A 24,584-nucleotide genomic window follows, 5' to 3' on the forward strand; every position below is an offset into this window, starting at 1 on the left:
GCCGCCGTGGCCAAGACCCCTTGGAGACGGCGAAATGAGCATCGACAGAAGGCTGTTCCTGCTGGCTACAGGGGCTGCACTGGTCGGGACGTCGACGATGACGGGGACTGCCACCGCGCAGTCCTCCGCCTCGTTGTGGCAAGAGTTCGTTGCCAACCCGTACAACCACCCGCAGATCCCCAACATCGCCTACGCCGGCTACCGCACGGGCGAGAAGCCCGCCCGCCGTCCCGTGCTCGCGAACGTTCTCTTCTTCGGCGCCAGGCGTGATGGCTCGGCCGACGCTTCCGCCGCCATCAACAAGGCCATCGAGTTCGTCGGCAGGCTGGGTGGCGGCACCGTGTACGTGCCGCCGGGCCGCTACTGGATCGACGACATCATCCGCATCGGCTACGACAACGTGGTGCTGCGCGGGGCGGGCAGCGAGAAGACGACCTTCTACGCGGCTCGGTCGCTGGAGGAGATCGTCGGCATCAACCGCAGCCGCTACGGCTCGGAGAACTCGGCGTGGAGCTGGTCCGGCGGCCTGGTGTGGGTCTGCCACCGCGACCGCTACCAGCCCCTGGTGGACGCGATCAAGGCTCGCAACTGGCCGTTCGAGGGCTGGACCGGCAACGAGCTGGAAGCCGGTGAGACGCTCACCACCGTCACCGGTGCCGCGGCGCGCGGCTCGTTCGTGGTGACCGTCGAGAATGGACGAAAGCTGCGGGCCGGCCAACGCGTGTTGCTGAGGCTGGACGACTCCGAGTACTCGCTGCCCAAGCACATGTGCGGTGACGTTCCCGGCACGGCCACCTACCGGTGGGACGACAAGAGCAAGCTCCTGTCGTACTTCCCGTTCCTGTGGCCGGTGCGGGTGGAGTGGGTGCGCGGCAACAGGGTGAAGCTCGCGCAGCCGTTGCCGTTGGAGATCCGCCCGGAGTGGAAGGCCCGCCTGACCACGATGGCGCCGGTCGTCACCGGCGCGGGCGTCGAGGGCATCAAGATCGAGATGTTCAAGGTGCCGACGCCGAAGCACCTGCAGGACAAGGGTTACAACGGTCTCGCGTTCCAGTGCGCGTGGGACTGCTGGGCCGACGACGTGCACGTCCAGGACGTCGACAACGGCTTCCTCCTGGTGTCCTCCAAGGGAATCTCGCTGCTGAACACGCGCGTGTCCGGCCGCGGGCACCATCACGCGTACGCGGTGCGCGAGCAGTCCCACGACAATCTGACCGACGGCTTCGTGATCGAGGCGCCGTCCGAACCTTCGCAGGCGGGCGCGGGCAACCACGGCCTGAACGTCGAAGGCCTGTCCTGCGGCAACGTCTGGACCCGCGGCCGCATGGACCACGACGTCTTCGACACCCACCGCGGCCTGCCGTTCGCCAACGTCCGTACCGAGATCACCATCAACAACGTCGGCGCGCACGGCGGCAGCGCGAACGCGGGCCCGTTGTACGGCGCCCGTTTCGCGCACTGGAACGTCACCGTCACCAACCAGCGCGCCGGCAACGTCCGCATCGACCAGGTGGCGCCCTGCAGCGCCACCGTGGCGATCTCCGAGGTCCGCGACTTCGGCCAGATCGACAAGCCGGACTTCACCGGCGGGCTGAACTCCCGCCTGGAGCTCTACGGCACGACCGACGTGACCCCGCGCAACCTGTATGACGCGCAACGGAAGTTGCGTCGTTCATGAGCTAGCCATCTGGATCGGCAACGACCACGCCACGTCGTTGAGGTCGGTGGGGAGCACGAGACTCTCCACCGACCTCCCGATCCGCCGCGTCCAGCCCTGTTCGGTGAGTTCCAGCCGGTACGACGAGTGCTCGCTCGGCGTCGTGTCGGAAAGCAACAGGTGCTGACCATAGGTGCGCCCCGCCGTCGCCAAGGTCTGCAGGAGCTCGCTGAACTCCGGCCGTTCCTCCAGGAGCCCGTGCACACCGTCGATGCAGATCAGGAGCTCGGGTAGCGCAAGTCCTGCCGCGCGGTAGTCCCAGATGGTGCGGTGACGGCTTTCCGCCAGCGTTCTGGTGCGCAGTTCGTGGTCTTCGAGCAGGTCCACGATGCCGTGCCGTACGTGCGGTGCGCCGTCCAGACCAGCGAACACACCGTTGCCGTGGAAGTCGATGAGGACGACCTGGAGTTCGTCCGGTGAGTGCCGCAGCATCTGGCCGAGGACCAGAGCACGGATGCCTTCCGCTCGTCGTCCCTCCGGCGCGACCACGTCGCCGTGCGGTCCCATCCCGTCCTGCAGGTGCTTGGACTTCAGGTCGATCTCGACCGGCTGCCCGTACTCGTCCACGCCGACCGCGACCCGGTACTGCAGCTTGACCGGCCGTGGCTTCCACACGTGCTTGTTCGGCATCTCGTGCAGGCTGAAGAAGTCCGGCACCGGCTCTTCCCGGAGCATCAAGCGTGGCAACGACTTCGCCACCTCGTCGAGGTTCGCGGGTGCCTCGCAGTCGTCGATCCGCAGGTCCGCCACCTCGTGCGGGCTGTCGAGCAACAGCTGCACGCCCGACTTCCCGACGTCCTGCGCGATGGTCAGCAGCGCCGCACCGAGCTCGGTCGCTTCGAGTTCGGCGAAACCGTTGACGCAGACGAGGAGTTGCGGCAGCACCTGGTCGAAGCCGCGGTGGTCGAAGACCGTCCAGGTGTTGCCGACGACCTCGAGCCGGCGTTCCGACTCGGCCAGGAGTTCCTCCGCGATCCGCGCGGGATCCCTTGCCGCGTCACGGTGATGCGCCAGCACGTGCGGAGCCTGATCGAGCCCGGCGAACACGTCCGTGTCGTGCGCGTCGATGAAGACCGCCTGGAACAGCTTGGGTGAGTGCGTGGTCAGCAAGCCCAGCACCAGACTCCGGAACGCCTCCGGTGCGGTGATACTCAGGTGGGATCCCGTCCGCCACTTCCCGTCGGCGAAGTGCGTGAGTTCCGCGACCACCGGCCTGCCGCTCTCGCTGACACCGACCGGGACCTTCCACCACCGCCCCTTCCACGCGAGCGCCTTGGTGAACCGACCCAACCCGTGCAGCGAGAGGAAGTCCAGCACCTCGACCCGCAACGGCAGCCGCTCCGGCAACTCGTCCACGGCCCGCGCGGTGATGATCACCCGCACGTTCCACGCCGCCGCCGCGATCCACCGGACGGAGTCGGCGAGCCCCGGATCGCTGTCACTGCAGTACTTCCAGTCGTCGACCAGCAGCGTCGCACCGGGCTCGGCGCCTCGCTCGAACCACGCCAGCAGGTTCTGCCGCCGCCGTTCGTCACCGGGCTCGAAACTCCGCGCGACCCCGGCTGCCTCGCCGCGTCCGATGCGGTAGATCCCTTGTATGGCGGCGATTCGGCGCGTGACGAGGTCGGGCGGCCCGATGAGGGCGAGGTGGTTCACGGGAGCGCGATCTGTGCGTGGAGGCGGTGGGGCAGGGAGAGGCCGAAGCCGGGCCGGTCCGGCACGCGGGCGGCCTCGACGGGGTCGACGAGCGAGGTCGCCGGGTCGTCCAGGCGGAACTCGACGGCGAACGCCAGGCTGTTCCTGATGAACGGCGGCACCTGGTCCCAGGCACGCGCGGTCACCACGATGTGGCGTTGCGGATCGAGCGGCTCGCCGGGGCCGTCGAGGAGTTGGTAGCGGCCCGGATCACCGAGCACACCGGCGAGGGTGCGCAGCGTCGTGCTCTTGCCGGTGCCCGGTTTCCCGACGATGGCGCCGTGGCGGAGTTCCTCGGTGAACGTCGGAACCAGCACGTCACGCCGTTGTTCGAACGGCTTGTCCACCAGGCCGATGGCGCCGGGCGGGAGCATTCCCAGCGTGAGGTCCGCGTGGCTCCTGTGCAGTGGCGGCAGCGTGAGGGCATGGGCGGGCGGCGCGGAGCCGATCAGCATGGGCGGCAGCAGTTCCGCCCACTCCTCCAGGTCGTGCGGCGGCACCGCGGAGGGCCATTCGGGGATCTGGAACGGCAACGAGGCCGGGAACGCGTCACCGGAGTAGAGCAGATGGACGCCCACACCGCGGCCTGCTCGGGTGAGCGACTCCAGGACGTCCTGGAAGCCGGGGTACCGCTCGATCAGCACCTCGGCGCTGTCGATGCAGATCAGCAGTGCCGGCAACGGTTCGTGGCCCATGAGCTGCAGCCGCCGGTCGAACTCGCCGGCGAGCCCCGTCTGGAACCGCTCGAACAACTCGTCGTCGCTTTCGCCGCTGAGCGCGAACGACACATGGGGCGCCGTGTCCAGACCGTCGAAGACGCCGATGTTCTTCATGTCGAACAAGCCGAGGTTCAGGTCCTTCGACGAGTGCGTGACCATGAGGCCCAGCAACGCGGCGAGGAGCCTCTGCTCGCGAACAGCCGCAGGGCCGAGGTAGGTGCCGTTCGGCCCGTCGACGCCGATGTCCAGGTACACCGGCCATCCGCGGGCGTCCCCGCCGACGGCGGCCTTGAGGTCGTGGCGCTGGTGCTTGTTGCTCAGGTCGGCCTCGATCTCGTGCAGGCCGAGGAAGTCCGTGGCCTCACCGTGCAGGTGCCGCCGCAGCCGGTCCGGCACGTCCGCCCAGTTCCGCGCCGTCAGGACGACCTGCACTCCCCGGGCAGGTCCGAAGGCGGCGATCCACTCGACGCTGCCGACCAGTTCCGGGTCGTACCCGGCGCACAGCGACCAGTCGTCCACCAGCAGCACCGCACCGGACGGCGCGCCGCGCTCGAACCAGTCCAGCAGGCTCCGGCAGCCCGGCTGGTCGGAGGGGTCGAAGGTGGCCGAGACGGGCAACGGGTCCGCGCCCCGCCCGATCCGGTAGGTCGAGATGTTCGGTGCCGCCGCCAGCGCCGCCGTCAGCCGCTCCCTGGTCGCCTGCCCGGGACCGACGACGGCGAAGTTCCTGATCACAGCCCCCAGGTATACCAACAGCCCGGGGAGCGCCGCTGCCCCTTCGCTAATGTGGGCGACGTGCCAGCCAAAGCCGTCGACCCAGCCGAGATGCGAGCCGCCGTGCAGGCCGTGCTCCCGTGGCTGCGAGGTGAGGCTGACCAGCCAGAACGTCCCGCGCTCGCCGCCGCCGTCCGGCTGAGCCTGCGCACCCTCGAACAGATCGCGCCCGGCCGCAGCGTCGAGGTGCGCGTTCCCCCGTTCGCGGCCGTGCAGTGCGTCGAAGGGCCGCGCCACACCCGCGGCACGCCCCCGAACGTCGTCGAGACCGACCCGCGCACGTGGCTGGAACTGGCCACCGGCACGCTCGCCTGGACCGACGCGCTGGACGGCGCCCGAGTCACCGCGTCGGGGACCCGGGCCGACCTCTCATCCCTGCTGCCGGTCGTGAAGTTCTAGAACCACGACCCGATCGTCTTCACCGCGCCACCGACACCGTCGACGACGTCGCGCCCGAGCTCCACCGCGTTGCCCACCGTGTCGACCACGACGTCGCCGGCATCGCTCGCGACCTCGCCGACGGTGTCCACCGCGTGCCCGGCCGCGTCACCCCAACGGCCGTTCGAGATGTCGTCCACGACCTGACCACCACCGCGCCAGACGTCCTCGCCCATGTCGACGACCTCCTTGCCGGTGTTGACCCCCCAGTCGATGACCGGCCCGACACCGGGAAGGTCCGAACCGGGCACCTCACGTGGCGTGGGCGCGTCCTGCCAGCGCTGCTCGGTGACGCTCCCGCCGTCGCCGTTGGCGATCTTGGCGAGATTGTTGAGCGATTCGGAGTCCTTGTCGTAGTAGGACGAGTGGGCGTGCCCGATCCACGACTCGCCAGACGTGCCGAACGTCTTCGCGCCGAAGGAGGAGTCATAAGGACCGGTCGACGACCCGTCCTTGGTGAACCAGTCGCCACTCGTGGCCTGGATGACCGGATCGTGTTCGGTCCCACCGACGTAGACGTGCCCGCCACCGGCCGACAGCTGGTCCGCGTTGGACGCGCCAACGCCTGGCGAGCCAACGAACACGATGTCGTCCGCTTTCAGTCCGTTGTCCATCGCGGAATAGCCGACAACCGTGCTGCCGTAGCTGTGGCCGATCACCGTGACGTGGGCGTTCGGGTTGGCGGTGCGGTAGCCCTCGACGTCCTTCGCGAGGATCTGACCACCCTCGATCGCCTGCGCGGGGTCGTTCACCTGACCGGGCAGGAACTCCGGCGCGTCGTAGCCGAGCCACTGGATCGCGGCACCGTCCGGACCCATCTTCGCGCTGAGGTTCGAGGCCTGGTCCAAGCCGAAGCTGCTGAGCGTGGACGTGGTCCCCGGCACGCACACCGCGACGTTCTTCGCGGTGTCCGGGTTGCCGAACGCGACAGCGATCGCGCCCTCCTTGGCACCGGCGCCGTCCGGGCTCCACGCGAGGATGTACGCCTGCTTGCCGGTCTCCGCGCTCATCCTTTCGGCTTTGTCCAACGCGCCGACCGCATCGTCCGCGTTCTTCGCACGGCGCGCTGCCTCGTCGTACTGCGACATCAGCTGCGAGCCCTGGGCGTCGTTGCGCAGCGCGCGCTGGCCCTCGGACGAGTTCGGGTCGACGCCGAGCTCGCGGGCACGGTCGGCGAGCTGCTGCTTGAGCTGGTCCTTCTCCGCGTTGAACCGCGCCGCGTCCTCCGGGATCCGCTTGCGGTTCGCGTAGTCCAGCACGTCGGCGGGAAGCCCGCGGAGTTGGCCGAGTTCCTGGTACTTGGTGTTCTTGAGCGCTTCCTGCTGGTCCTTGCTCAGCGACTTCCACCAGTCCGCGACGGCCTTCGGGTCGCTGCCGGGTGGCGGCACCGGCGGCAGCGCACCACCCGCACCTCCGCGTTGGGCGGCGCGGTCCCAGCCGCAGTCTGTGCGCGCGGACTCCTCGAAGCCCGGTGGGATCTTGGTCAGCGCGCTCGCGTAGGAGCGCAGAACGTTGTTGTAGCCCGACTTCACCTTGTCCAGGTGCTCGTTGACCTGGTTGGCGAGCTGGCGGGTCTGTTCCGCGTCCATGCTCGGCGGACGGCCACGCCACACGCCGATCGCCTGGTCTGCGGCGCTGCGCATCTGGCCGTAGGCGCGCGAAGCGGCCTGCACGATGTCAACGCCCGCGCCGAGTCGTTCGGCAGCAGCCTTGGCGGCGGTGGCGGACAGCTGGGCGCGGGCGGTGAACTTCGTGGCGGCGTCGCCGGTCCAGCTGCTGATGGCGGTCTTGCCGCCGTTCGCGACGGACTCCCCTGCACGACCGACCGCGCTGACCGCACCGGTGATCGGGTCGGCGGCCGCAGCGATCCGGCCGGCATCGCCTGACGCGAGCCTGCCGTACAGGCTCTCGGGATCCGTGTAGCTCACTTGCCGCCCCCAAAACCCTGGAGAATCTTCTGCAAGGCCGACGTGTGATCGTCTTCAGTGCGCTGATAGGCATCAGCGTTCGACACGAGGCCCTCTGCCGCGTCGGTGATCCAGGCCGAGCCGCGCTGGAGGTCCTGAGAGTGCGTGCCGACGAACTTCGACAGCGCGTCCGCGAACTCCGCGGCGGCGTCGACCTCCCCGAACGCGCCCGCGTCGAGCTGGAGCATCGAGATCATCTCCGCTGCCTCGCGTACCGCGTCGGAGCCGTTGCCGAACTCCTTGGACGCGTTGCGCAGCACCTCTGGCTCAACGCCGAACATCGCCACCCCCTGTTGGTCACCGATCAATGCGACGCACGTACATGATGGCCGGTTCCCCACTCGCCGGTGGACGGTTTCGGCCATGATGTCGTTCATGGTGCAGACAGGGTGGACGGCCCAGCGATGGACCGCTGTGTTCATCGAGCAGGCCGAGATGTTCCGCAAGGCAGTGGCAGACGCGGACCCGGCCGCCGAGGTGCCGACGCGCCCCGGCTGGACCGTCCAGGACCTGGTGATCCACCTCGCGCGCTTCCTGGAGACCTCCACCGAGTACCTGCGAACCGGCAGCCGCACCGCGATGCGGCCGTCGCCCCCGCCGGCCGGGCTGTCGCCGCTGCAGTACCTCGACCTGCAGCTGTCTGCAGCCGCGGAGATCCTGACGGCCGTGCCGGGAAACCGCCCCGTGTGGACGTTCTCGCCGGCCGCGCCCGACCTGGCCTGGGTGTGGCACCGCCGGATCGCGCACGAGACGGTGTTGCGCCGGTTCGACGCGCAGACAGTCGTCCGCCAGGTCGTGGCCACGGACGCAGACCTCTGCGCCGACGGCATCGACGAGGTGCTGAGCACGATCGTCGCGGCCAATCTCGACGGCGACGTGCCGAGCACCGTGACCGGCACCGCATTGGTGCGTCCCACAGACGTGCCGGAATCGTGGCTGATCTCCCTGACAGCGGGTGAGGTGCCCGAACTCCGGGCCGCGGCCCCAGGTGAAGAGGGCGACGCGCAGGTGACTGGTGAGGCCGAGGTCGTCTACTTCTGGCTCTGGAACCGCATGAACTTCAAGGAGATGACCGGCGACCAGGGCGTGCTGGACGTCCTCCAGGTCGGACGGGGGCACTGATGCGCAAGCTCGCTGCGGTGGTGCTCGGTTGCCTGTTGCTCGCCGGATGTGCGGCGTCCTGGCAACAGGAACTTCGATACAAGATCGTCTCATCGCACAACACCAGCTCGTCCGAGTTCTTCGATCTCGAACTGGTGGGAGAGGTGCCCAAGGGTTCACTGAAACCCGAGGAGCTGAAGAGCACGCCACTGCTCACGACCCAGGCCGAAGGCGCTCAAGTCGGCGACGAGGTGCTTTGCTCCGTTGAACAGGAGAAAGGCAACGCGTTCGGGAACTCGAACGTCGTGACGCACATCAGGAAGTGCAGGAAAGCTTGATGCGCAAGGTCATCGCGGTGTTTTCCGGTTGTCTCGCGTTGACGGCTTGTGGCGACGGTAGGTTCGAGGGCGACGTCAGGTTCAAGGTCACCGAGGCCGACTCCTTGAGCTATGAACTCGTCCTGGCGCAGGAGCAGCCCGTTGACATGGTCAGCGACTGGTACTCGGGACGTGTCAACGTCGATGACTTCGTCGAGCCCGTCTCGGTCGGCGACGAGGTGATCTGCCACATCGTGCAGCAACGGGTCCAGGAGAAGGGCATCGCGACCCGCATGACGGCCTCAAACTGCCGGAAGGCCTGATGCGCAAGATCATCGCGGTGCTCGCGGCCTGCCTGGTGCTGGCCGGCTGCGGCCTCGGCCGCTGGGAAGGCGAGATCCGCTTCAAGGTCACCAGCATCAACACCTGCTACGACGGCTACAGCGACGTCATCTGCGCCACCCGCATCTACCTCGACCTGGTGGGCGACCTGCCCGGCGGAGCACCCGGCAAGAGTTCCTTCAAGGGTGCCTTCGCGGAGCCGGACGACTTCGCGGACGAGTCGAAGGTGCGCGACGAGGTGGCGGTGGGCGACGAGATCATCTGCGTGGGCCAGGAACAGTCCGAGGGCTTCGAGTACCTCAACGGCATCCCGCTGCAGCTCTCGAAGTGCCGGATGGCATGAGTTTCATCACCTCACCAGGGGTCTGGAGGGGGTAGTTGGCCCCCTGCTCCACATACACTCGGGTTGCAGCCAGCCCCATTCGTGAGGGAGCCAATTCGGTGGTCGACGACCATTCCCAGTCCGAACAGGACCCCCGTGAGGAGTGCGGCGTCTTCGGCGTCTGGGCTCCGGGTGAAGACGTCTCCAAGATGACCTACTACGGGCTCTACGCCCTGCAGCACCGCGGCCAGGAGGCCGCGGGCATCTCGGTCGGAGACGGGGCGCAGGTCGTCGTCTTCAAGGACCTCGGGCTCGTCAGCCAGGTGTTCGACGAGCAGGTCCTGCAGAGCCTCAAGGGCCACGTGGCCGTCGGGCACTGCCGTTACTCCACCACCGGGTCCACGACCTGGGAGAACGCGCAGCCCACGTTCCGCACCACCGCCGCCGGTTCGGGGCTGAGCCTCGGTCACAACGGCAACCTGGTGAACACCGCCGAGCTGCTGGAGAAGGCCAAGAGCCTCGGCATCGTCGAGCGCAACGGCGCCACCACCGACTCGGACATCCTCTGCGGCCTGCTCGCCCACGCGGCGGCCGACAAGGGGATCGAGCAGGCCGCGCTGGAGCTGCTGCCGACGGTCAAGGGTGCGTACTGCCTCACGTTCTCCGACGAGTCCACCCTCTACGCCGCGCGTGACCCGCACGGTGTCCGCCCGCTGGTCCTGGGCCGGTTGGAACGCGGCTGGGTCGTGGCGAGCGAGACCGCGGCGCTCGACATCGTCGGCGCGAGCTTCGTGCGCGAGGTCGAGCCCGGTGAGCTGATCGCGATCGACGGCGACGGGCTGCGGTCCACCCGCTTCGCGACCCCCGAGCCCAAGGGCTGCATCTTCGAGTACGTCTACCTGGCGCGGCCGGACACGACGATCTCCGGGCGCGGCGTCCACGCGACGCGCGTCGAGATCGGCCGCCGCCTCGCCAAGGAGCACCCGGTCGAGGCCGACCTGGTGATCCCGGTGCCGGAGTCCGGCACGCCCGCCGCCATCGGCTACGCGCAGGCCAGCGGCATCCCGTACGGGTCGGGCCTGGTCAAGAACGCCTACGTCGGCCGGACGTTCATCCAGCCGTCGCAGACCATCCGCCAACTCGGCATCCGGCTGAAGCTGAACCCGCTGCGCGACGTCATCCGCGGCAAGCGCCTGGTCGTCGTGGACGACTCGATCGTGCGCGGCAACACCCAGCGCGCGCTCGTGCGCATGCTGCGTGAGGCCGGTGCACTCGAAGTGCACGTGCGGATCGCGTCGCCGCCCGTGAAGTGGCCGTGCTTCTACGGCATCGACTTCGCCTCGCGGGCGGAGCTCGTCGCGAACGGCCTGGACAACGACGGCATCCGCCGCTCGGTCGGCGCCGACTCGCTCGGCTACGTGTCGCTGGATCAGCTCGTCGCGGCCACGGAACAGCCCAAGTCGCGGCTGTGCTCGGCGTGCTTCGACGGCGAGTACCCGATCGAACTGCCGCAGGACGCGCTCATCGGCAAGCACCTGCTCGAGGGGCTCAAGGGCGTGTCGGGCTCAGCCGCTCCCGTTCTGGCGAGCGGCTATGGTGCCGAAGACGCCTTGCGTCGTCCCTGAGCTCCCAGATCCAAGTGGAAGAAGTTGACGTGACCGACAGCGCCAAGGCCACCTACGCCGCCGCCGGAGTCAGTATCGCCGCAGGTGACGAGGCGGTGGAGAAGCTGAAGCCGTGGGCGGCCAAGGCGCACCGGCCCGAGGTGCTCGGTGGCATCGGTGGCTTCGCAGGCCTGTTCCAGCTGAAGCTCGACCGCTGGAAGGAGCCGATCCTCGCGTCCTCCACGGACGGCGTCGGCACCAAGATCGCGATCGCGCAGGCGCTCGACAAGCACGACACCATCGGCATCGACCTGGTCGCCATGATCGTGGACGACCTGGTCGTGTGCGGCGCCGAACCGTTGTTCGTGCAGGACTACATCGCGGTCGGCAAGGTCGTCCCGGACAGGATCGCGTCGCTGGTCAAGGGCATCGCCGAAGGCTGTGTCCAGGCCGGTTGCGCGCTGCTCGGCGGCGAGACCGCGGAGCACCCCGGCCTGATGGGCGACGACGACTACGACATCTCCGGCACCGGCGTCGGCGTGGTCGAGCACTCCAAGCTGCTCGGCCCCGACCGCGTCCGCGACGGCGACGTCGTGATCGCGATGGGCTCGTCCGGCCTGCACTCCAACGGCTACTCGCTCGCCCGGCACGTGCTGCTGGAGATCGCGCGGATGCCGCTGGAGGGTCATGTCGAGGAGTTCGGCCGCACCCTCGGCGAGGAGATGCTGGAGCCGACCAAGATCTACGCCAAGGACTGCCTGGCGCTGATCGCCGAGACCGAGGTCCGCGGCTTCTCGCACGTCACCGGTGGTGGCCTGGCCGCGAACCTGGCCCGGGTGCTGCCGGAAGGCCTGCACGCGACGCTCGACCGAGGCACCTGGACGCCCGCGCCGGTGTTCCAGCTCATCGCCCAGCGCGGCCGCGTGGAGCGCGAGGAGATGGAGAAGGCGTTCAACATGGGCGTCGGCATGGTCGCCGTCGTCGCACCCGAGGACGTCGACCGCGCGCTGGCCGTGCTCACCGCCCGCCACGTGCCGGCGTGGGTGCTCGGCGAGATCACCAAGGCCGAGCAGGGCGGCGCCGTCCTCGTCGGCGACCACCCGCGGTTCTGAGGCAACCTCCTGAGCCGGTCGCCGCGTACTAAGCGGCGACCGAGGAGGGGGCACTTGGACCGCGACCGCGAGTTCGGGGAGTTCGTCGACGCCCGTGCCCTGGTCATGCGCCGCACGGCCTATCTGCTGTGCGGCGACTGGCACCGCGCGGAGGACATCGTCCAGACCGCGCTGATCAAGATGTACGTGGCCTGGTCGCGCGTGCGCAAGGACAGCGTCGACGCCTACGCCCGCAAGGTGCTCGTGCGCACCGCCATCGACGAGACCCGGCGCGGGTTCTTCCAGCGCGAACGCATCGTCGACGCCGTGCCGGAGAGCGCCGTCACGGACGCGGCCTCCGACCTCGACCTGCGCAGGGCGCTCGGCGCGTTGCCACCGGGGCAGCGCGCCGTCGTCGTGCTGCGGTACTGGGAGGACCTGAGCATCACCGAGACCGCCCGCATCCTCGGCAGGACGGAGGGCACGGTGAAGAGTCAGGCCGCCAAGGGCCTCGCCGCGTTGCGCGACCTGCTGGAGAACGAGCCGGTGTCGCGGATCTACGCCTCGGAGGTGATCCGCAAGGGCAGGACCCAGCTGGTGCGCAGGCGCACGGCGATCGCGGGGGCCATGGCGATCGTGGTGCTGGCGGGGTTCGGCACGACCGCCTACCTGGCGTCGCCGCAGAAGGCCACCGGCAATCAGGTGAGCGAGGCGGCCCCCGTTCTGGACCAGAACATCCGGCTCACCCAGATCTTGCGCAACGCGAACGTCCTCCCGGAGGGCGTGACCGCCGAGGACGTTGGCGAGGCCAAAGCGCTGACCTTCTACTCGAAGGACGGCACCCGGTACGCCGTGGCGAGGCTGACCGACGCGCTCGGCTCGGGCGGGCTCACGATCACCCTCTCCCGTGCGGCCGGCCAGGAGCACTCCTGCGACCAGGTGCACGGCAACGACTGCCGGGTCGAGTACGTGAACGGCATCAGGGTGCTGACCTACTTCGACCGCAGCGAGAGCGACGGTGCCACGGCCTGGGTGGCGTCGGCGACCCGGCCCGACGGCACGGCCGTTCTCATCCAGAGCGACCCGTTCGGTGTCTTCCGCGGCGACCCCTACCGGCCCGACACCAGCGCACCGGTCAATCGGCCGGCGCCGGTCCTCGGGCGGGACGCCCTGATAAAGATCGCGACATTGCCGGGCCTGACCTTCTAACCTGGAGGCATGAACGACGTGACCGTGACGAGGACGCTGGTGCTGCCGGCGTCCGAGCTGCGCGAACGTTTTTCCAGGTCAGGTGGGCCGGGCGGGCAGGGAGTGAACACGGCGGACAGCCGCGTGGAGCTCTCGTTCGACCTGGCTTCCTCGCCGTCGATCCCCGATCACCTCAAGCGCCGGATGCTCGACCGGCTGGAGGGCAGGCTGGTCGACGGCGTGCTCACGATCGCCGCGTCCGAGCACCGCGCGCAGCTGCAGAACCGGGCCGCCGCCCGCGAACGTCTCGCGGCGATCCTGCGTGCGGCCGCCGCGCCACCGCCTCCGGTGCGCAGGGCGACCAAGCCCACCAGGGGATCGCAGGAACGCCGCATCGCCTCGAAGAAGCGTCGCGCGGACACGAAGCGCGGCCGCGGCCGGTCAGGCTCCTGGGACTAGCGCGTAGATCCGTTCGGGACGGCCGGTTCCGCCGTACCGCAACCGGACCTCGGCTCGTCCCATCGACACGAAGTGCTCCAGGTACCGGCGCGCGCTGACCCTCGCGACTCCGGTGGACAAAGCGCACTCCGACGCCGACAGCCCTTCCGGGTGCGAGCGCAGCGCGTTCTCCACGAGCCGCGCGGTCTCCGGTGTCAACCCCTTGGGCAGCAACGGTTTCGAGGTGGGCCGTGCCCCGAACACCTGGTCCACGTCCGCCTGCCCGGCCGAGTCCAGCCGGTGCAGCTTGTCCCGCAACGACGCGAAGTGCGCGAGCTGGTCGCGCAGGGCCGAGTAGTCGAACGGCTTGATCAGGTAATGCAGCACCCCACCGCGCATCGCACTGCGTACGGTCTCGACGTCGGTCGCCGCCGTGATCACGATGACGTCTACATCTTCATTGGCGCGCAACGACTTCAGCACCTCCAGACCGTTCACGTCCGGCAGATAGATGTCGAGCAGCACGAGGTCGGGCTTCAACTCCCGCACCAACCTCAGCGCGTCCCCGCCGGTGTGCGCGACCCCGACGACCTCGAACCCGCCGGTGCGCGCGACGTAGCCGCTGTGCACCTTGGCCACCATGAAGTCGTCGTCGACGACCAGCACCCGGATCACCAGGGCAGCCTTGCCGTGAAGACCGAACCGGACACGCTCACCGAACCGCCGCGCCGCAGGCACGCCCGCCTGATCAGCGCGAGCCCGATGCCGCGTTCGCCGTGCGATGCCGCCTTCGTCGTGAACCCGTGCCGGAACACCTCGTCCGCGAGTTCCGGCGCCACGCCGGGACCGGAGTCGCGCACCACGACCTGGACCTCTTCGTCCAACTGCGTCACACCTACCTCGATCCACTTTCCCGCGCCGTTCGTATCCAGCGAACTCAGCGCGTCCAACGCGTTGTCGACGAGATTTCCCAGCACCATCACCAGATCCGCTGACAGCGCCTCGTCGACCCTGCCCAGCACGCTGTCCGGGCCCATCCGCAGCGCCGTGCCGCGTTCGGCCGCGAGCGACGCCTTCGCGATCAGCAGCGCGGCCACGGCAGGGTCGCCGATCGACGAGCCGACCTCGGCCCGCCACTGGTCCTGCGCCGAGCTGATCTGGTGAATGTAGTTGGTGACCTCGTCGTACTCCTTCAAGGCGATCAGCCCGGCGATGGTGTGCAGGCGGTTCGCGAACTCGTGTGCCTGCGCCCGCAGCGTGTCCGTCGCGTGCTGTGAAGCGTCGAGTTCGTGTTGCAGCGCAAGGAGTTCCGTGCGATCTCGCAACGTCACGACGGCTCCGTTGCCGCCCTCGATCGGCATGCGGTTCAACGTCAGCACGACACCCTGGCGCAGCACCAGCTGGTCGACGCCGGTCGCCCGGCCGGTCAGCACGTCGCGCAGCCGGTCGTTGAGCTGCAGCTCCTCGACCGAACGCCCGACCGCGTCCTCCGGCAACACCAGCAGGTCGCTCGCGTGGTCGTTGACCAGCGTGATCCGGTGCTGCCCGTCGAGGCCGACGACGCCCTCGCGGATGCCGTGCAGCAACGCCTCGCGGTTCTCGACCAGCGCGGTGATCTCGTGCGGCTCCAGCCCGAGCGTCTGGTTCTTCACCCGGCGGGCCAGCAGCAACGACCCGGTGACGCCGATGATCAGCGCGATCGCGAGGTAGCGCAGCACGTCGACGGGCTGTTCCAGCGCACCGGCGAAGATGCCGGGATCCTCCGCGCCGGCGATCACCATGCCGTTGACCTGGCGGCTCGTCGGGTCGAACACCGGTACGTGCGCCTCGATGGAGTCGCTGGCCGTTCCGGTCCAGGACCTGCCCTCCAGTGCGGTGGTGCGGGTGTCCAAAGTGGTCCCGATCTGGGCCGGGTCCGGCGACGCGATCACGAGCCGCTTCTCGTTGAGGATCAGCACGTAGGAGGCGCCGGACAGGCTGCGCGCGGTCTCGGCGGGCGCGGACAGCAGGCGCCAGTTGCCCATCTGCTCCTGGACCAGTGAGTTCGCGGCGACCGTCTCGGCGACGGACAGCATCCGGCGTTCCTCGTTGGAGCGAAAGTTGCTGCCCGTCTGGACGACTGTCAGCGCGCCCACCGCGCCCAGTAGCAACGTGACGACTACGAGTTGCCATGCGAGGAGCTGACTGGCCAGGGAACGGCGGCGACGCATGAGACCTCCCATGACCAGAAAGACCGAAAGAAACCTTAGAAGCGCAAGAGCGACATCAAGGTTTACACCAGAGCAACATGTCCAACCACGCGGACGAGAGGCGGGGATCACAGTGTCGGTGAAGGTGTGGGTGGCGGTGGCGACGGCGTTGCTCGCCGTCCTGCTCGTGCCACCGCTGCTGACGCCGGGTGCGGACAGCGGCGATGGCAGTCAGGTGCGGGCACTGCGGGTGCTGGTGCCGAACGCGCCGGGCGGCGGTTACGACATCACGGCGCGCACGGCGGCGAAGGCCATGGAGGACGCTGACCTGCTGCGCAACGCCGAGGTGTTCAACCTCCCCGGCGCCGGCGGCACGGTCGGACTCGGCCGCACGGTCGGTGAGCGCGGCAACGGCAAGCTGATCATGTCGATGGGCCTGGGCGTCGTGGGCGCGGTGTACACGAACAAGTCACCGAACTCGCTGCTCGACACCACCCCGATCGCGAAGCTGATCGAGGAGCCGGACATCGTCGTGGTCGCGAAGGACTCGCCGTACACGTCGATGCAACAACTCATCGACGCCTGGAAGGCCAACCCCGGCACCGTGACCGTCGGCGGCGGCTCTGCTCCCGGCGGTCCCGACCACCTGGCGCCGATGCTGATCGCCAAGGCCGTGGGCCTGCCTCCCAAGACCGTCAACTACATCCCGTTCGACGGCGGTGGCGAGCTGCTCGCGTCGGTGCTCGGCGGCAAGGTCGCGTTCGGCGTCTCCGGCGTCGGCGAGTACCGCGACCAGATCCAGGCCGGCACGCTGCGGGTGCTCGCGGTGACGAGCAAGGACCGCATCGAGGGCATCGACGCGCCGACGTTGCAGCAGTCCGGTGTGGACGTCGAGTTCACCAACTGGCGCGGCATCGTCGCACCTCCCGGCATCTCGCCGACCGACAGGGCGAAGCTGGTCGAGGTGTTCCAGAACCTCCAGAAGACGCCGCAGTGGAAGGAAGCGCTGCAGCGCAACGGCTGGACGGACGCCTTCGCGCCGGGAGACGAGTTCAGGACCTTCCTGGAAAACGAGAACAAGCGGGTGGCAACGGTGCTCAAGGACTTGGGGCTGGCATGACGACCGTGACGAAACCGGAGCGCAGGAGCTGGCTCCGCGACCACTCCGAGCTGGGCATCTGCGCCCTGCTGGTCGTGCTCGGCGTGCTGGTGCTCACCGACGCGCTGCGCATCCCCACCGACTTCGCCCAGCGCGGCCCGGTCGGTCCCAAGGCCGTGCCGATCCTGGTCGGCTCGCTGCTGCTGCTCGTCGCCGCGCTGCTGGCCCGCGACGTGCTGCGCGGCGGCAAGGGCGAGGCGGAGGCCGGCGAGGACGTCGACCTGTCCGCACCTGCCGACTGGCGCACGGTTCTGCTGCTGTGCGGGGCTTTCCTCGCGAACGCCGTGCTGATCGGCGTGGTCGGGTTCCCGATCTCCGGCGCGATCCTGTTCTGGGGCGCGGCCTACGCCCTGGGCAGCCGCAACCTGGTGCGCGACCCGTTGCTCGCGGCCGGTCTGTCGATCTTCACCTTCGTGGTGTTCAACAACCTGCTCGGCGTCCCCCTGCCCGGTGGCCCGTTGATGGAGGTGTTCTAGGTGGAACAACTGCTCGACGGCTTCGCGACCGCGCTGACGCCGACACACCTGCTGCTCGCCGCGATCGGCGTGCTCCTGGGCACCGCGATCGGTGTCCTGCCGGGCATCGGCCCGGCCATGGCGGTGGCCCTGCTGCTGCCCGTGACCTACGGCATGGAGCCGACCGGCGCGTTCATCATGTTCGCGGGCATCTACTACGGCGGCATGTTCGGCGGTTCGACCACGTCGATCCTGCTGAACACACCGGGTGAGAGCGCCGCGGTCGTGGCCGCCTTCGAAGGCAATCCCATGGCCCGCAGGGGACGTGGTGCGCAAGCGCTTGCCGCCGCTGCCATCGGCCACTTCACCGGCGGCATCATCGGCACGATCCTGATCGTCCTGCTGGCACCGTTCGTCGCCAAGCACGCCGTCGACATCGGCGCGCCCGACCTGTTCGCCGTGATGGTGCTGGCGTTCATCGCCGTCACCTCGGTGCTCGGCGCGTCCCGCATCCGCGGGTTCGCCTCGTTGCTCATCGGCCTGACGCTCGGCCTGGTCGGCCTCGACGAGATGACCGGCCAGCAGCGCCTCACGTTCGGCTCGCTGCACCTCGCCGACGGCATCGACATCGTCGTGGTCGCGGTGGCGCTGTTCGCGGTCGGCGAGGCCCTGTGGGTCGCCGCCCACCTGCGCCGCAAGCCGTTCGAGCCGATCCCGGTCGGCCGTCCGTGGCTGTCGAAGGCGGATCTCAAGCGCACCTGGAAGCCGTGGCTGCGCGGCCCGCTGATCGGGTTCCCGTTCGGCGCGATCCCGGCCGGTGGTGCGGAGATCCCGACGTTCCTGTCGTACGTGACGGAGAAGCGGCTCTCCAAGCACAAGGACGAGTTCGGCAAGGGCGCCATCGAGGGCGTGGCGGGCCCGGAGTCCACGGCCTCCGCCTCCGCGGCAGGCACCCTGGTCACGATGCTGACGCTGGGCCTGCCGACCACGGCGGTCGCGGCCGTCATGCTCGCGGCGTTCCAGCAGTACGGCATCCAGCCCGGCCCGTTGCTGTTCCAGCGCGAGTCCGGCCTGGTGTGGGCGCTGATCGCGTCGCTGTTCATCGGCCTGACGCTGCTGCTGGTGCTGAACCTGCCGCTGGCGCCGCTGTGGGCGAAGCTGCTGCGCATCCCGCGGCCGTACCTCTACGCGGGCATCCTGTTCTTCGCCTCGGTCGGTGCCTACGCGGTCAACGCGGACATCTTCGACCTGCTGCTGATGTTCGTGATCGGCCTGCTGGGCTTCGGGATGCGCCGCTACGGCCTGCCGGTGCTGCCCGCGATCATCGGCGTGATCCTCGGTCCGGCCGCGGAACAGCAGATGCGCCGCTCGTTGCAGCTCTCGGACGGCTCGCTGACCGGTCTGGTCAACAGCCCGATGGCGATCATCGTCTACGTGGTCATCGTCCTGATCCTGTTCTTCCCGCTGCTCAAGCGTTTCCTGCCGAAGCCGCCCGCCGCGGCGGAACCGGAACGCGAGAAGGTCGACGCCTGATCGCACGCGAAAGCCCCCGCTCTCCCGGCGGGGGCTTTCGCGTTTCCCGGCTCAGCCGTGCGTCGGGAAGCCCAGATTCACGCCGTGCTGCTGCGGCCACCGGGCCGTGACGGCCTTGGCCCGCGTGTAGAACTTCACGCCCTCGGCGCCGTGCACGTGCGTGTCACCGAACAGCGAGTCCTTCCAGCCGCCGAACGAGTAGTAGGCCATCGGCACGGGGATCGGCACGTTGATGCCGACCATGCCGACGTGCACGCGCCGCTGGTACTCGCGGGCGGCGAGGCCGTCACCCGTGTAGATCGCCGTGCCGTTGCCGTACGGGTTGGCGTTCACCAGCTCCAGGGCGTCCTCGAACGTGTCGGCGCGCACGACCGTCAGCACCGGTCCGAAGATCTCGTCGGTGTAGATGGTCATGTCGCGGGTGACGTGGTCGAACAGCGTCGGGGCCAGCCAGAAGCCGTTCTCCGCACCCTCCGGCGCGTACCCGCGGCCGTCCACGACCAGCGACGCACCGGCGGACTCGCCGGCGTCCACATAGGACCTGACACGGTCCCGGTGCACACCGGTGACCAGCGGCCCCATCTGGGCTGAAGGATCAGTGCCCGGCAGCACGGACGGGTGCAGGTCACGGGTCCGCGAGGCGATCTTCTCGACGAGCGCGTCGCCCGTCTCACCCACGGCCACCACCACAGAGATGGCCATGCAGCGCTCGCCGGCGGAGCCGTAACCGGCGGAGACGGCGGCGTCGGCGGCCACGTCGAGGTCGGCGTCGGGCAGCACGACCATGTGGTTCTTGGCGCCGCCCAGGGCCTGCACGCGCTTGCCGGCCGCCGTGCCGCGCGAGTAGACGTGCCGCGCGATCGGGGTCGAGCCGACGAACGACGCGGCGGAGACGTCCGGGTGGTCCAGCAGCGCGTTGACCGCGAAGGCGTCGCCCTGCAGCACGTTCAGAACGCCGTCGGGCAACCCGGCCTGTCCGAACAGCTCGGCCAGCCTGATGGACGCCGACGGGTCGCGTTCGGAAGGCTTGAGCACGAAGGTGTTGCCGGTCGCGATGGCGATGGGGAACATCCACATCGGCACCATCACGGGGAAGTTGAACGGCGTGATGCCCGCGACGACGCCGAGGGGCTGCCGCAACGAGTACGCGTCGACACCGCGCGAGACCTGCTCGGAGTGCTCGCCCTTCAGCAGTTGCGGGATGCCGCACGCGAACTCGACGACCTCAATGCCGCGCTGCACCTCGCCGGCCGCGTCCGAGAGCACCTTGCCGTGCTCGGACGTGATGATCGCGGCGAGCTCGTCGCGGTGGGTGTGCAGCAGGTGGCGGTACTCGAAGAGGATCCGCGACCGCGTCGACAGCGACGACTCGGACCAGGACTGCGCCGCCTTCAGCGAGGACGAGACCGCGAGGTCGACATCGGCCTGCTCGGCCAGCACGACCTGCGCCGCGACCTCACCGGTGGCGGGATTGAAGACGTCGGACGTGCGGGACGACACCCCGGTGGTGCGGGCGCCGTCGATCCAGTGCGGGATGGTGCTCAACGCAAGCCTCCGTATTTATCGGTCGCTGGTGGGGCGGTCGTGTTCCGAACGACAAGAGAGGGATTGAGGAGATGGCGCACGGGTTCGGTGCGCTCTTCCCGAACGCGCTGCAGAAGCGCGTCGGCGGCCAACCGGCCGAACTCGGCACGGGGCTGGTCGATCGTGGTCAACGAGACGTGGCGCAAAGCCGCCAGCGAAGTGTTGTCGTACCCCACGACCGAAACGTCCTGAGGCACACGCAGTCCCGCGTCCTCCAACGCCGAGATCGCGCCGACGGCGTTGAAGTCGTTGCAGGACAGGATCGCCGTAGGCAGTGCATCGTCAGTGAGCAGCCGGCGAATCGCCCGCGCACCGGCCGCGTCCGTGTACTCGGACGACACGACCTGCGGCACGAGACAGTGGGCTTCCATCGCGGCGACGTACCCACGCCGCCGAGGCCCGGCCTGAGTGCCTTCGCCGCCGTCCAAATGCGCAATGCGCTTGTGCCCCAACGAAACCAGGTGGTCGACCGCAAGTCGTGCCCCCGTCTCCCCGTCGTCGTTCACGGTATCCACAGTGGACACCCGCGACGACCGGGCCACGAGCACGACCGGAAGTTGTTCGGCGGCTTTGCCGATCGCGGTCGCCGGCACGACGGGCGACAACAGGATCAGTCCGGCGGGGCGGAAGGACAGCAGCGATTCCAGGGCCCGGCGCTCACGGGCGGGAGAGCGGCCGCCGGTGTTGATGATGATGTCGAACCCCTGGTCGCGCGCCACCTCGTCGATGCCGTCCACGACCTCCGCGAAGAACGCGTTGTGCAGGTCGGACACCATCACGCCGAGAACGGTCGACGTGCGTGAGGCCAGCGATCGCGCCATGGCGTGCGGTGAGTACCCCAACTCCTCCGCGGCTTTCAACACTGCGCTGCGTCGCATCTCGCTCACCTTGGGTGAACCGCGCATCACCAGGGACACCAGCGCACGGGACACACCCGCACGCAGAGCGACGTCCTCCATCGTCGGCCTGACCACTTCGCAACCACCTCCCCTCTTGACACCTTGTGGCCGAAGTTACAGGGTTAGAGCGCTCCAACCAATAGAGCGCTCTAACACATCTCGGCCAAGAACAGGGGAAACCTGCGATGCGGATCGGAGTAGCGGGTGTCGGCAGGATCGGCACCATGCATGCGACCAACCTCGCCGCACTGGATCGAGTCGACGAGGTGCTCCTCTTCGACCCGGTGCCTGGCAGGGCATCGCAGGCGTCGGCGGAACTCGCCGGGACCAAGGCGGTCGACGACCTCGGCACGCTGCTGGACAACGTCGACGGCGTGCTGCTGGCCACCCCGACGAACACACATCCCGAGATGCTCCGCGCGGCCATCGCGAAGGGCGTCCCCACGTTGTGCGAGAAGCCGATCGCGAGCGACGTCGCCGAGATGGCCGCGCTGATCGCGGACGTCGAGAAGTCCGGCGTCGAGGTGCTCGTGGGCTTCCAGCGCCGGTTCGACCCGGCCATCTACGAGCTCAACCGCCGCATCCGCGCGGGCGAGGTCGGCGACGTCTACCTGGTCAGGGCGGTCGGCAACGACGCGAACCCGCCGGACTTCTCCTACCTGCCCGCCTCCGGTGGCATCTTCCGCGACCTGCTGATCCACGACCTCGACTGCGTGCCGTGGCTGGTCGGTCAGCCGGTCGTCGAGGTCTACGCGAGCGGTTCCGTGCTGGTGCACCAGGCGTTCGCGGACGCCGACGACGTGGACAACGCCGTCGTGATGCTGAAGTTCGAGGGCGGCGCGCACGCCACGCTGGCCGGCGGACGGCACGACCCGGTCGGCTACGACCACCGCATCGAGGTGCTCGGCAGCAAGGACTCCCTGGTCGCGGGCGTCGACCCGCGCACCCCGCTGAACTCGCTGGAGCCCGGCGGCCACGTCGCCGGACCGGACGCCTACCCCGGCTTCCCCGAGCGCTTCCACCGCGCGTACGTCAACGAGATGAACCTGTTCACGCAGGTCATCAAGGGCGAGGTCGCGAACCCGTCGCCGGCGCGAGAGAGTTTGATCAGTCTCCGTCTGGCTGAAGCATGTGAGCAGTCGCGTCGCAGTGGCGCACCGGTGCGGATCGAGGGGAACTAGGCATGGCGAAGATCGCTGGGGCACCGATCTCCTGGGGCGTGTGCGAGGTTCCGGGCTGGGGCAACGTCCTGCCCTCGGACACGGTTCTCGCCGAAATGCACTCCCTGGGCCTCGCCGCCACGGAACTCGGCCCGCCCGACTACCTCCCGGCCGACCCTGAACAGCTCAAGACCCTGCTCGCCGGCCACGAACTGACGCTGGTCGGCGGCTTCCTCGCGGTCACCCTGCACACCGACGTCAAGTCCACTCTGGACGAAGCGGACCGCGTCGCCGCGATCCTGAAGGCAGGGGGCGCCGAGGTTCTGGTGCTCGCCGCCGCGACCGGACTCGACGGCTACGACGAGACACCGAAGCTCACCGACGACGAGTGGAACACCCTCGTCGCCACCTGCGCGAAGATCCGTGAGATCGCCGCCGGGCACGGCCTCGAAACCGTGCTGCACCCGCACGTGGGCACCCACGTCGAGCGGGAGGCGGAGGTCGACAGGTTCCTCGCGGACTCCGATCTCCAGCTCTGCCTGGACACCGGCCACCTCCTCATCGGTGGCACGGACCCGGTCGAGCTGGCGCGCCGCTACCCGGACCGGATCGGTCACGTGCACCTCAAGGACGTGCGTGACGAGATCGCGGCGAAGGTGCGCAGCGGCGAGCTCAGTTACACCGATGCCGTGGAACAGGGCATCTACGTGCCGCTCGGGGACGGCGACGTGGACGTGGAAGCGCTGGTGAAGCTCGTTCAAGAGGCGGGCTACACCGGTTGGTTCGTGCTTGAGCAGGACACCCGGCTCAAGGACGGAAGTCCAGTGGACACGCCACTAAGGGACACCGCGCGCAGCCTTGCGCACCTCAGCAAGATCCTCTGAAGGGACTGGAGACGATGAAGTCTCGTCTGGTCATCCGTGCGGGCGTTGCCCTCGCCGGTGTTGCTCTACTCGCCGCCTGTAGCGGTCCCACGGGAACCAACACCCAGAACACGCAGAACAACAGCGCACCGGCCACCGGAGACCTGAAGGTCGCCGTCATCACGCACGGCACCGCGGGCGACGCGTTCTGGAGCGTCGTGAAGGTCGGCGCCGAGGACGCGGGCAAGCAGCTCGGCGTCGGCGTCACCTACAACTCCGACGGCGACCCCGGCGGCCAGGCCAAGCTGATCGACAACGCCGTGTCGCAGAAGGTCGGCGGCATCGTGGTGTCGATGGCGAACCCGGACGCGCTCAAGACGTCCATCGACAACGCCGTGAAGGCCGGCATCCCGGTCATCACGATCAACTCCGGCAGCGCGAAGAGCGCGGAGTTCGGTGCCATGGCCCACGTCGGCCAGGAGGAGTCGATCGCCGGTGAGGAAGCCGGCAAGAAGCTCAAGGCCGCCGGCAAGACCAAGCTCCTCTGCGTGATCCACGAGGCCGGCAACACGGGCCTCAACCAGCGCTGCGACGGTGCCCGCACCGGCTTCGGCGGCGCGGTGGAGAACCTGCAGGTCGACATCTCCAACCCGACCGACATCGAGGCCCGCATCAAGGCCAAGCTGCAGTCCGACACGGCCGTAGACGGCGTGCTGGCGCTGAACCCGCAGGTCGCCGTGAACGCGGCCTCCGCGATCAAGGGCGCGGGCTCGAAGGCACAGGTCGCGACGTTCGACCTGAACGCCGACGTGGTCAGCTCGATCAAGGCGGGCGAGGTGCTGTTCGCCGTCGACCAGCAGCAGTACCAGCAGGGCTACCTGCCGATCGTGATGCTGAAGCTCTTCAAGGACAACGCCAACACCCTCGGTGGCGGCAAGCCCGTCCTCACCGGTCCCGGCTTCGTCGACAAGTCCAATGTGGACAAGGTCGCGGAGTACGCCAAGAACGGCAAGAGGTAAGGAGGAGGCG

At 68.8% G+C, this 24,584-nt stretch carries 24 protein-coding genes; 16 read left to right on the forward strand and 8 right to left on the reverse strand.

The features are described from left to right. The first annotated feature begins 34 nt into the window (after positions 1 to 34). Positions 35 to 1,678: a glycosyl hydrolase family 28-related protein gene (locus IG04_RS0117955; RefSeq protein ID WP_030477813.1), complete on the forward strand. Its 1,644-nt coding sequence runs from the start codon at positions 35 to 37 to the stop codon at positions 1,676 to 1,678. Here the strand turns inward: IG04_RS0117955 and IG04_RS0117960 are convergent. Further along, complete coding sequence (locus tag IG04_RS0117960) at positions 1,673 to 3,373, reverse strand: FtsK/SpoIIIE domain-containing protein (protein ID WP_030477814.1); 1,701 nt, start codon at positions 3,371 to 3,373, stop codon at positions 1,673 to 1,675. The two genes, IG04_RS0117955 and IG04_RS0117960, sit on opposite strands and share 6 nt — an antisense overlap. Then, positions 3,370 to 4,866 (reverse strand): type VII secretion protein EccC, encoded by a 1,497-nt coding sequence (locus tag IG04_RS0117965; RefSeq protein ID WP_030477815.1) that lies wholly within the window; start codon positions 4,864 to 4,866, stop codon positions 3,370 to 3,372. Before IG04_RS0117965 ends, IG04_RS0117960 begins: the two co-directional genes overlap by 4 nt. Before the next feature lie 90 nt (positions 4,867 to 4,956). Here IG04_RS0117965 and IG04_RS0117970 point away from each other — a divergent pair, with 90 nt between their 5' ends. After that, the gene (locus IG04_RS0117970; protein WP_173849991.1) at positions 4,957 to 5,304 is read left to right on the forward strand and encodes a sterol carrier family protein; all 348 of its coding nucleotides are present in this window, start codon (positions 4,957 to 4,959) and stop codon (positions 5,302 to 5,304) included. On the opposite strand, the gene IG04_RS0117975 is transcribed toward IG04_RS0117970, so the two are convergent. Together IG04_RS0117975 and IG04_RS0117980 are read right to left on the reverse strand one after the other, a co-directional pair. Continuing rightward, positions 5,301 to 7,271: an alpha/beta hydrolase gene (locus tag IG04_RS0117975; protein WP_030477817.1), complete on the reverse strand. Its 1,971-nt coding sequence runs from the start codon at positions 7,269 to 7,271 to the stop codon at positions 5,301 to 5,303. The two genes, IG04_RS0117970 and IG04_RS0117975, sit on opposite strands and share 4 nt — an antisense overlap. After that, on the reverse strand, positions 7,268 to 7,687 hold the full coding sequence (locus tag IG04_RS0117980) for a type VII secretion target (RefSeq protein WP_248782529.1): 420 nt from the start codon (positions 7,685 to 7,687) through the stop codon (positions 7,268 to 7,270). Before IG04_RS0117980 ends, IG04_RS0117975 begins: the two co-directional genes overlap by 4 nt. Between IG04_RS0117980 and IG04_RS0117985 the strand changes: the two genes are divergently transcribed. The 8 genes from IG04_RS0117985 to arfB all read left to right on the forward strand — a co-directional run bounded on the left by IG04_RS0117985 (position 7,686) and on the right by arfB (position 13,734). Next, positions 7,686 to 8,432: a maleylpyruvate isomerase N-terminal domain-containing protein gene (locus IG04_RS0117985; RefSeq protein ID WP_030477819.1), complete on the forward strand. Its 747-nt coding sequence runs from the start codon at positions 7,686 to 7,688 to the stop codon at positions 8,430 to 8,432. The two genes, IG04_RS0117980 and IG04_RS0117985, sit on opposite strands and share 2 nt — an antisense overlap. Continuing rightward, complete coding sequence (locus IG04_RS0117990; RefSeq protein ID WP_030477820.1) at positions 8,432 to 8,749, forward strand: hypothetical protein; 318 nt, start codon at positions 8,432 to 8,434, stop codon at positions 8,747 to 8,749. Before IG04_RS0117985 ends, IG04_RS0117990 begins: the two co-directional genes overlap by 1 nt. Continuing rightward, positions 8,749 to 9,051, forward strand: coding sequence for a hypothetical protein (locus IG04_RS0117995; RefSeq protein WP_030477821.1), 303 nt, complete (start codon positions 8,749 to 8,751; stop codon positions 9,049 to 9,051). The genes IG04_RS0117990 and IG04_RS0117995 overlap by 1 nt, the downstream gene beginning before the upstream one ends. Further along, entirely contained in the window at positions 9,051 to 9,413 is a 363-nt protein-coding gene (locus tag IG04_RS0118000) for a hypothetical protein (RefSeq protein WP_030477822.1), read from the forward strand. Before IG04_RS0117995 ends, IG04_RS0118000 begins: the two co-directional genes overlap by 1 nt. 98 nt (positions 9,414 to 9,511) lie before the next feature. Then, positions 9,512 to 11,017 (forward strand): amidophosphoribosyltransferase, encoded by a 1,506-nt coding sequence (gene purF / locus IG04_RS0118005; protein ID WP_030477823.1) that lies wholly within the window; start codon positions 9,512 to 9,514, stop codon positions 11,015 to 11,017. 29 nt (positions 11,018 to 11,046) lie between these two features. Next, entirely contained in the window at positions 11,047 to 12,108 is a 1,062-nt protein-coding gene (purM, locus tag IG04_RS0118010) for a phosphoribosylformylglycinamidine cyclo-ligase (protein ID WP_030477824.1), read from the forward strand. 54 nt (positions 12,109 to 12,162) lie between these two features. Continuing rightward, positions 12,163 to 13,296, forward strand: a complete 1,134-nt coding sequence (locus IG04_RS45345; protein WP_084401505.1) for a SigE family RNA polymerase sigma factor — start codon at positions 12,163 to 12,165, stop codon at positions 13,294 to 13,296. Positions 13,297 to 13,305: 9 nt separating this feature from the next. Next, positions 13,306 to 13,734 (forward strand): alternative ribosome rescue aminoacyl-tRNA hydrolase ArfB, encoded by a 429-nt coding sequence (gene arfB / locus IG04_RS0118020; protein WP_030477826.1) that lies wholly within the window; start codon positions 13,306 to 13,308, stop codon positions 13,732 to 13,734. Here arfB and IG04_RS0118025 read toward each other — a convergent pair. Beyond that, the gene (locus IG04_RS0118025; RefSeq protein WP_030477827.1) at positions 13,717 to 14,388 is read right to left on the reverse strand and encodes a response regulator; all 672 of its coding nucleotides are present in this window, start codon (positions 14,386 to 14,388) and stop codon (positions 13,717 to 13,719) included. The two genes, arfB and IG04_RS0118025, sit on opposite strands and share 18 nt — an antisense overlap. Beyond that, a complete protein-coding gene (locus tag IG04_RS0118030; protein ID WP_030477828.1) occupies positions 14,385 to 15,923 on the reverse strand; it encodes a sensor histidine kinase in 1,539 nt (512 codons plus the stop codon). The genes IG04_RS0118025 and IG04_RS0118030 overlap by 4 nt, the downstream gene beginning before the upstream one ends. Positions 15,924 to 16,053: 130 nt before the next feature. Between IG04_RS0118030 and IG04_RS0118035 the strand changes: the two genes are divergently transcribed. The 3 genes from IG04_RS0118035 to IG04_RS0118045 are packed head-to-tail and all read left to right on the forward strand — an operon-like array spanning position 16,054 to position 19,049. After that, positions 16,054 to 17,022 (forward strand): Bug family tripartite tricarboxylate transporter substrate binding protein, encoded by a 969-nt coding sequence (locus IG04_RS0118035; RefSeq protein WP_248782531.1) that lies wholly within the window; start codon positions 16,054 to 16,056, stop codon positions 17,020 to 17,022. Beyond that, positions 17,019 to 17,537 carry a tripartite tricarboxylate transporter TctB family protein gene (locus IG04_RS0118040; protein WP_030477830.1) on the forward strand — a complete coding sequence of 173 codons (519 nt, stop codon included), beginning with the start codon at positions 17,019 to 17,021 and terminating at the stop codon, positions 17,535 to 17,537. The genes IG04_RS0118035 and IG04_RS0118040 overlap by 4 nt, the downstream gene beginning before the upstream one ends. Beyond that, positions 17,538 to 19,049, forward strand: a complete 1,512-nt coding sequence (locus IG04_RS0118045; protein WP_030477831.1) for a tripartite tricarboxylate transporter permease — start codon at positions 17,538 to 17,540, stop codon at positions 19,047 to 19,049. Positions 19,050 to 19,100: 51 nt separating this feature from the next. On the opposite strand, the gene IG04_RS0118050 is transcribed toward IG04_RS0118045, so the two are convergent. Both IG04_RS0118050 and IG04_RS0118055 read right to left on the reverse strand, forming a co-directional pair. Next, positions 19,101 to 20,594 carry a CoA-acylating methylmalonate-semialdehyde dehydrogenase gene (locus tag IG04_RS0118050; RefSeq protein ID WP_144065404.1) on the reverse strand — a complete coding sequence of 498 codons (1,494 nt, stop codon included), beginning with the start codon at positions 20,592 to 20,594 and terminating at the stop codon, positions 19,101 to 19,103. Next, a complete protein-coding gene (locus tag IG04_RS0118055) occupies positions 20,591 to 21,607 on the reverse strand; it encodes a LacI family DNA-binding transcriptional regulator (RefSeq protein WP_030477833.1) in 1,017 nt (338 codons plus the stop codon). The genes IG04_RS0118050 and IG04_RS0118055 overlap by 4 nt, the downstream gene beginning before the upstream one ends. A gap of 110 nt (positions 21,608 to 21,717) precedes the next feature. Between IG04_RS0118055 and IG04_RS0118060 the strand changes: the two genes are divergently transcribed. Genes IG04_RS0118060 through IG04_RS0118070 form a run of 3 tightly spaced genes read left to right on the forward strand, consistent with a single transcriptional unit; the run spans position 21,718 to position 24,574 of the window. Continuing rightward, on the forward strand, positions 21,718 to 22,713 hold the full coding sequence (locus IG04_RS0118060) for a Gfo/Idh/MocA family protein (protein ID WP_030477834.1): 996 nt from the start codon (positions 21,718 to 21,720) through the stop codon (positions 22,711 to 22,713). 2 nt (positions 22,714 to 22,715) lie between these two features. After that, positions 22,716 to 23,576, forward strand: a complete 861-nt coding sequence (locus tag IG04_RS0118065; RefSeq protein ID WP_030477835.1) for a TIM barrel protein — start codon at positions 22,716 to 22,718, stop codon at positions 23,574 to 23,576. Positions 23,577 to 23,590: 14 nt separating this feature from the next. Further along, positions 23,591 to 24,574 (forward strand): sugar ABC transporter substrate-binding protein, encoded by a 984-nt coding sequence (locus IG04_RS0118070; RefSeq protein WP_030477836.1) that lies wholly within the window; start codon positions 23,591 to 23,593, stop codon positions 24,572 to 24,574. Positions 24,575 to 24,584: the final 10 nt, after the last annotated feature.

This window comes from Lentzea albidocapillata (assembly GCF_000719115.1).
In the GTDB taxonomy this organism is placed as follows: domain Bacteria; phylum Actinomycetota; class Actinomycetes; order Mycobacteriales; family Pseudonocardiaceae; genus Lentzea; species Lentzea albidocapillata.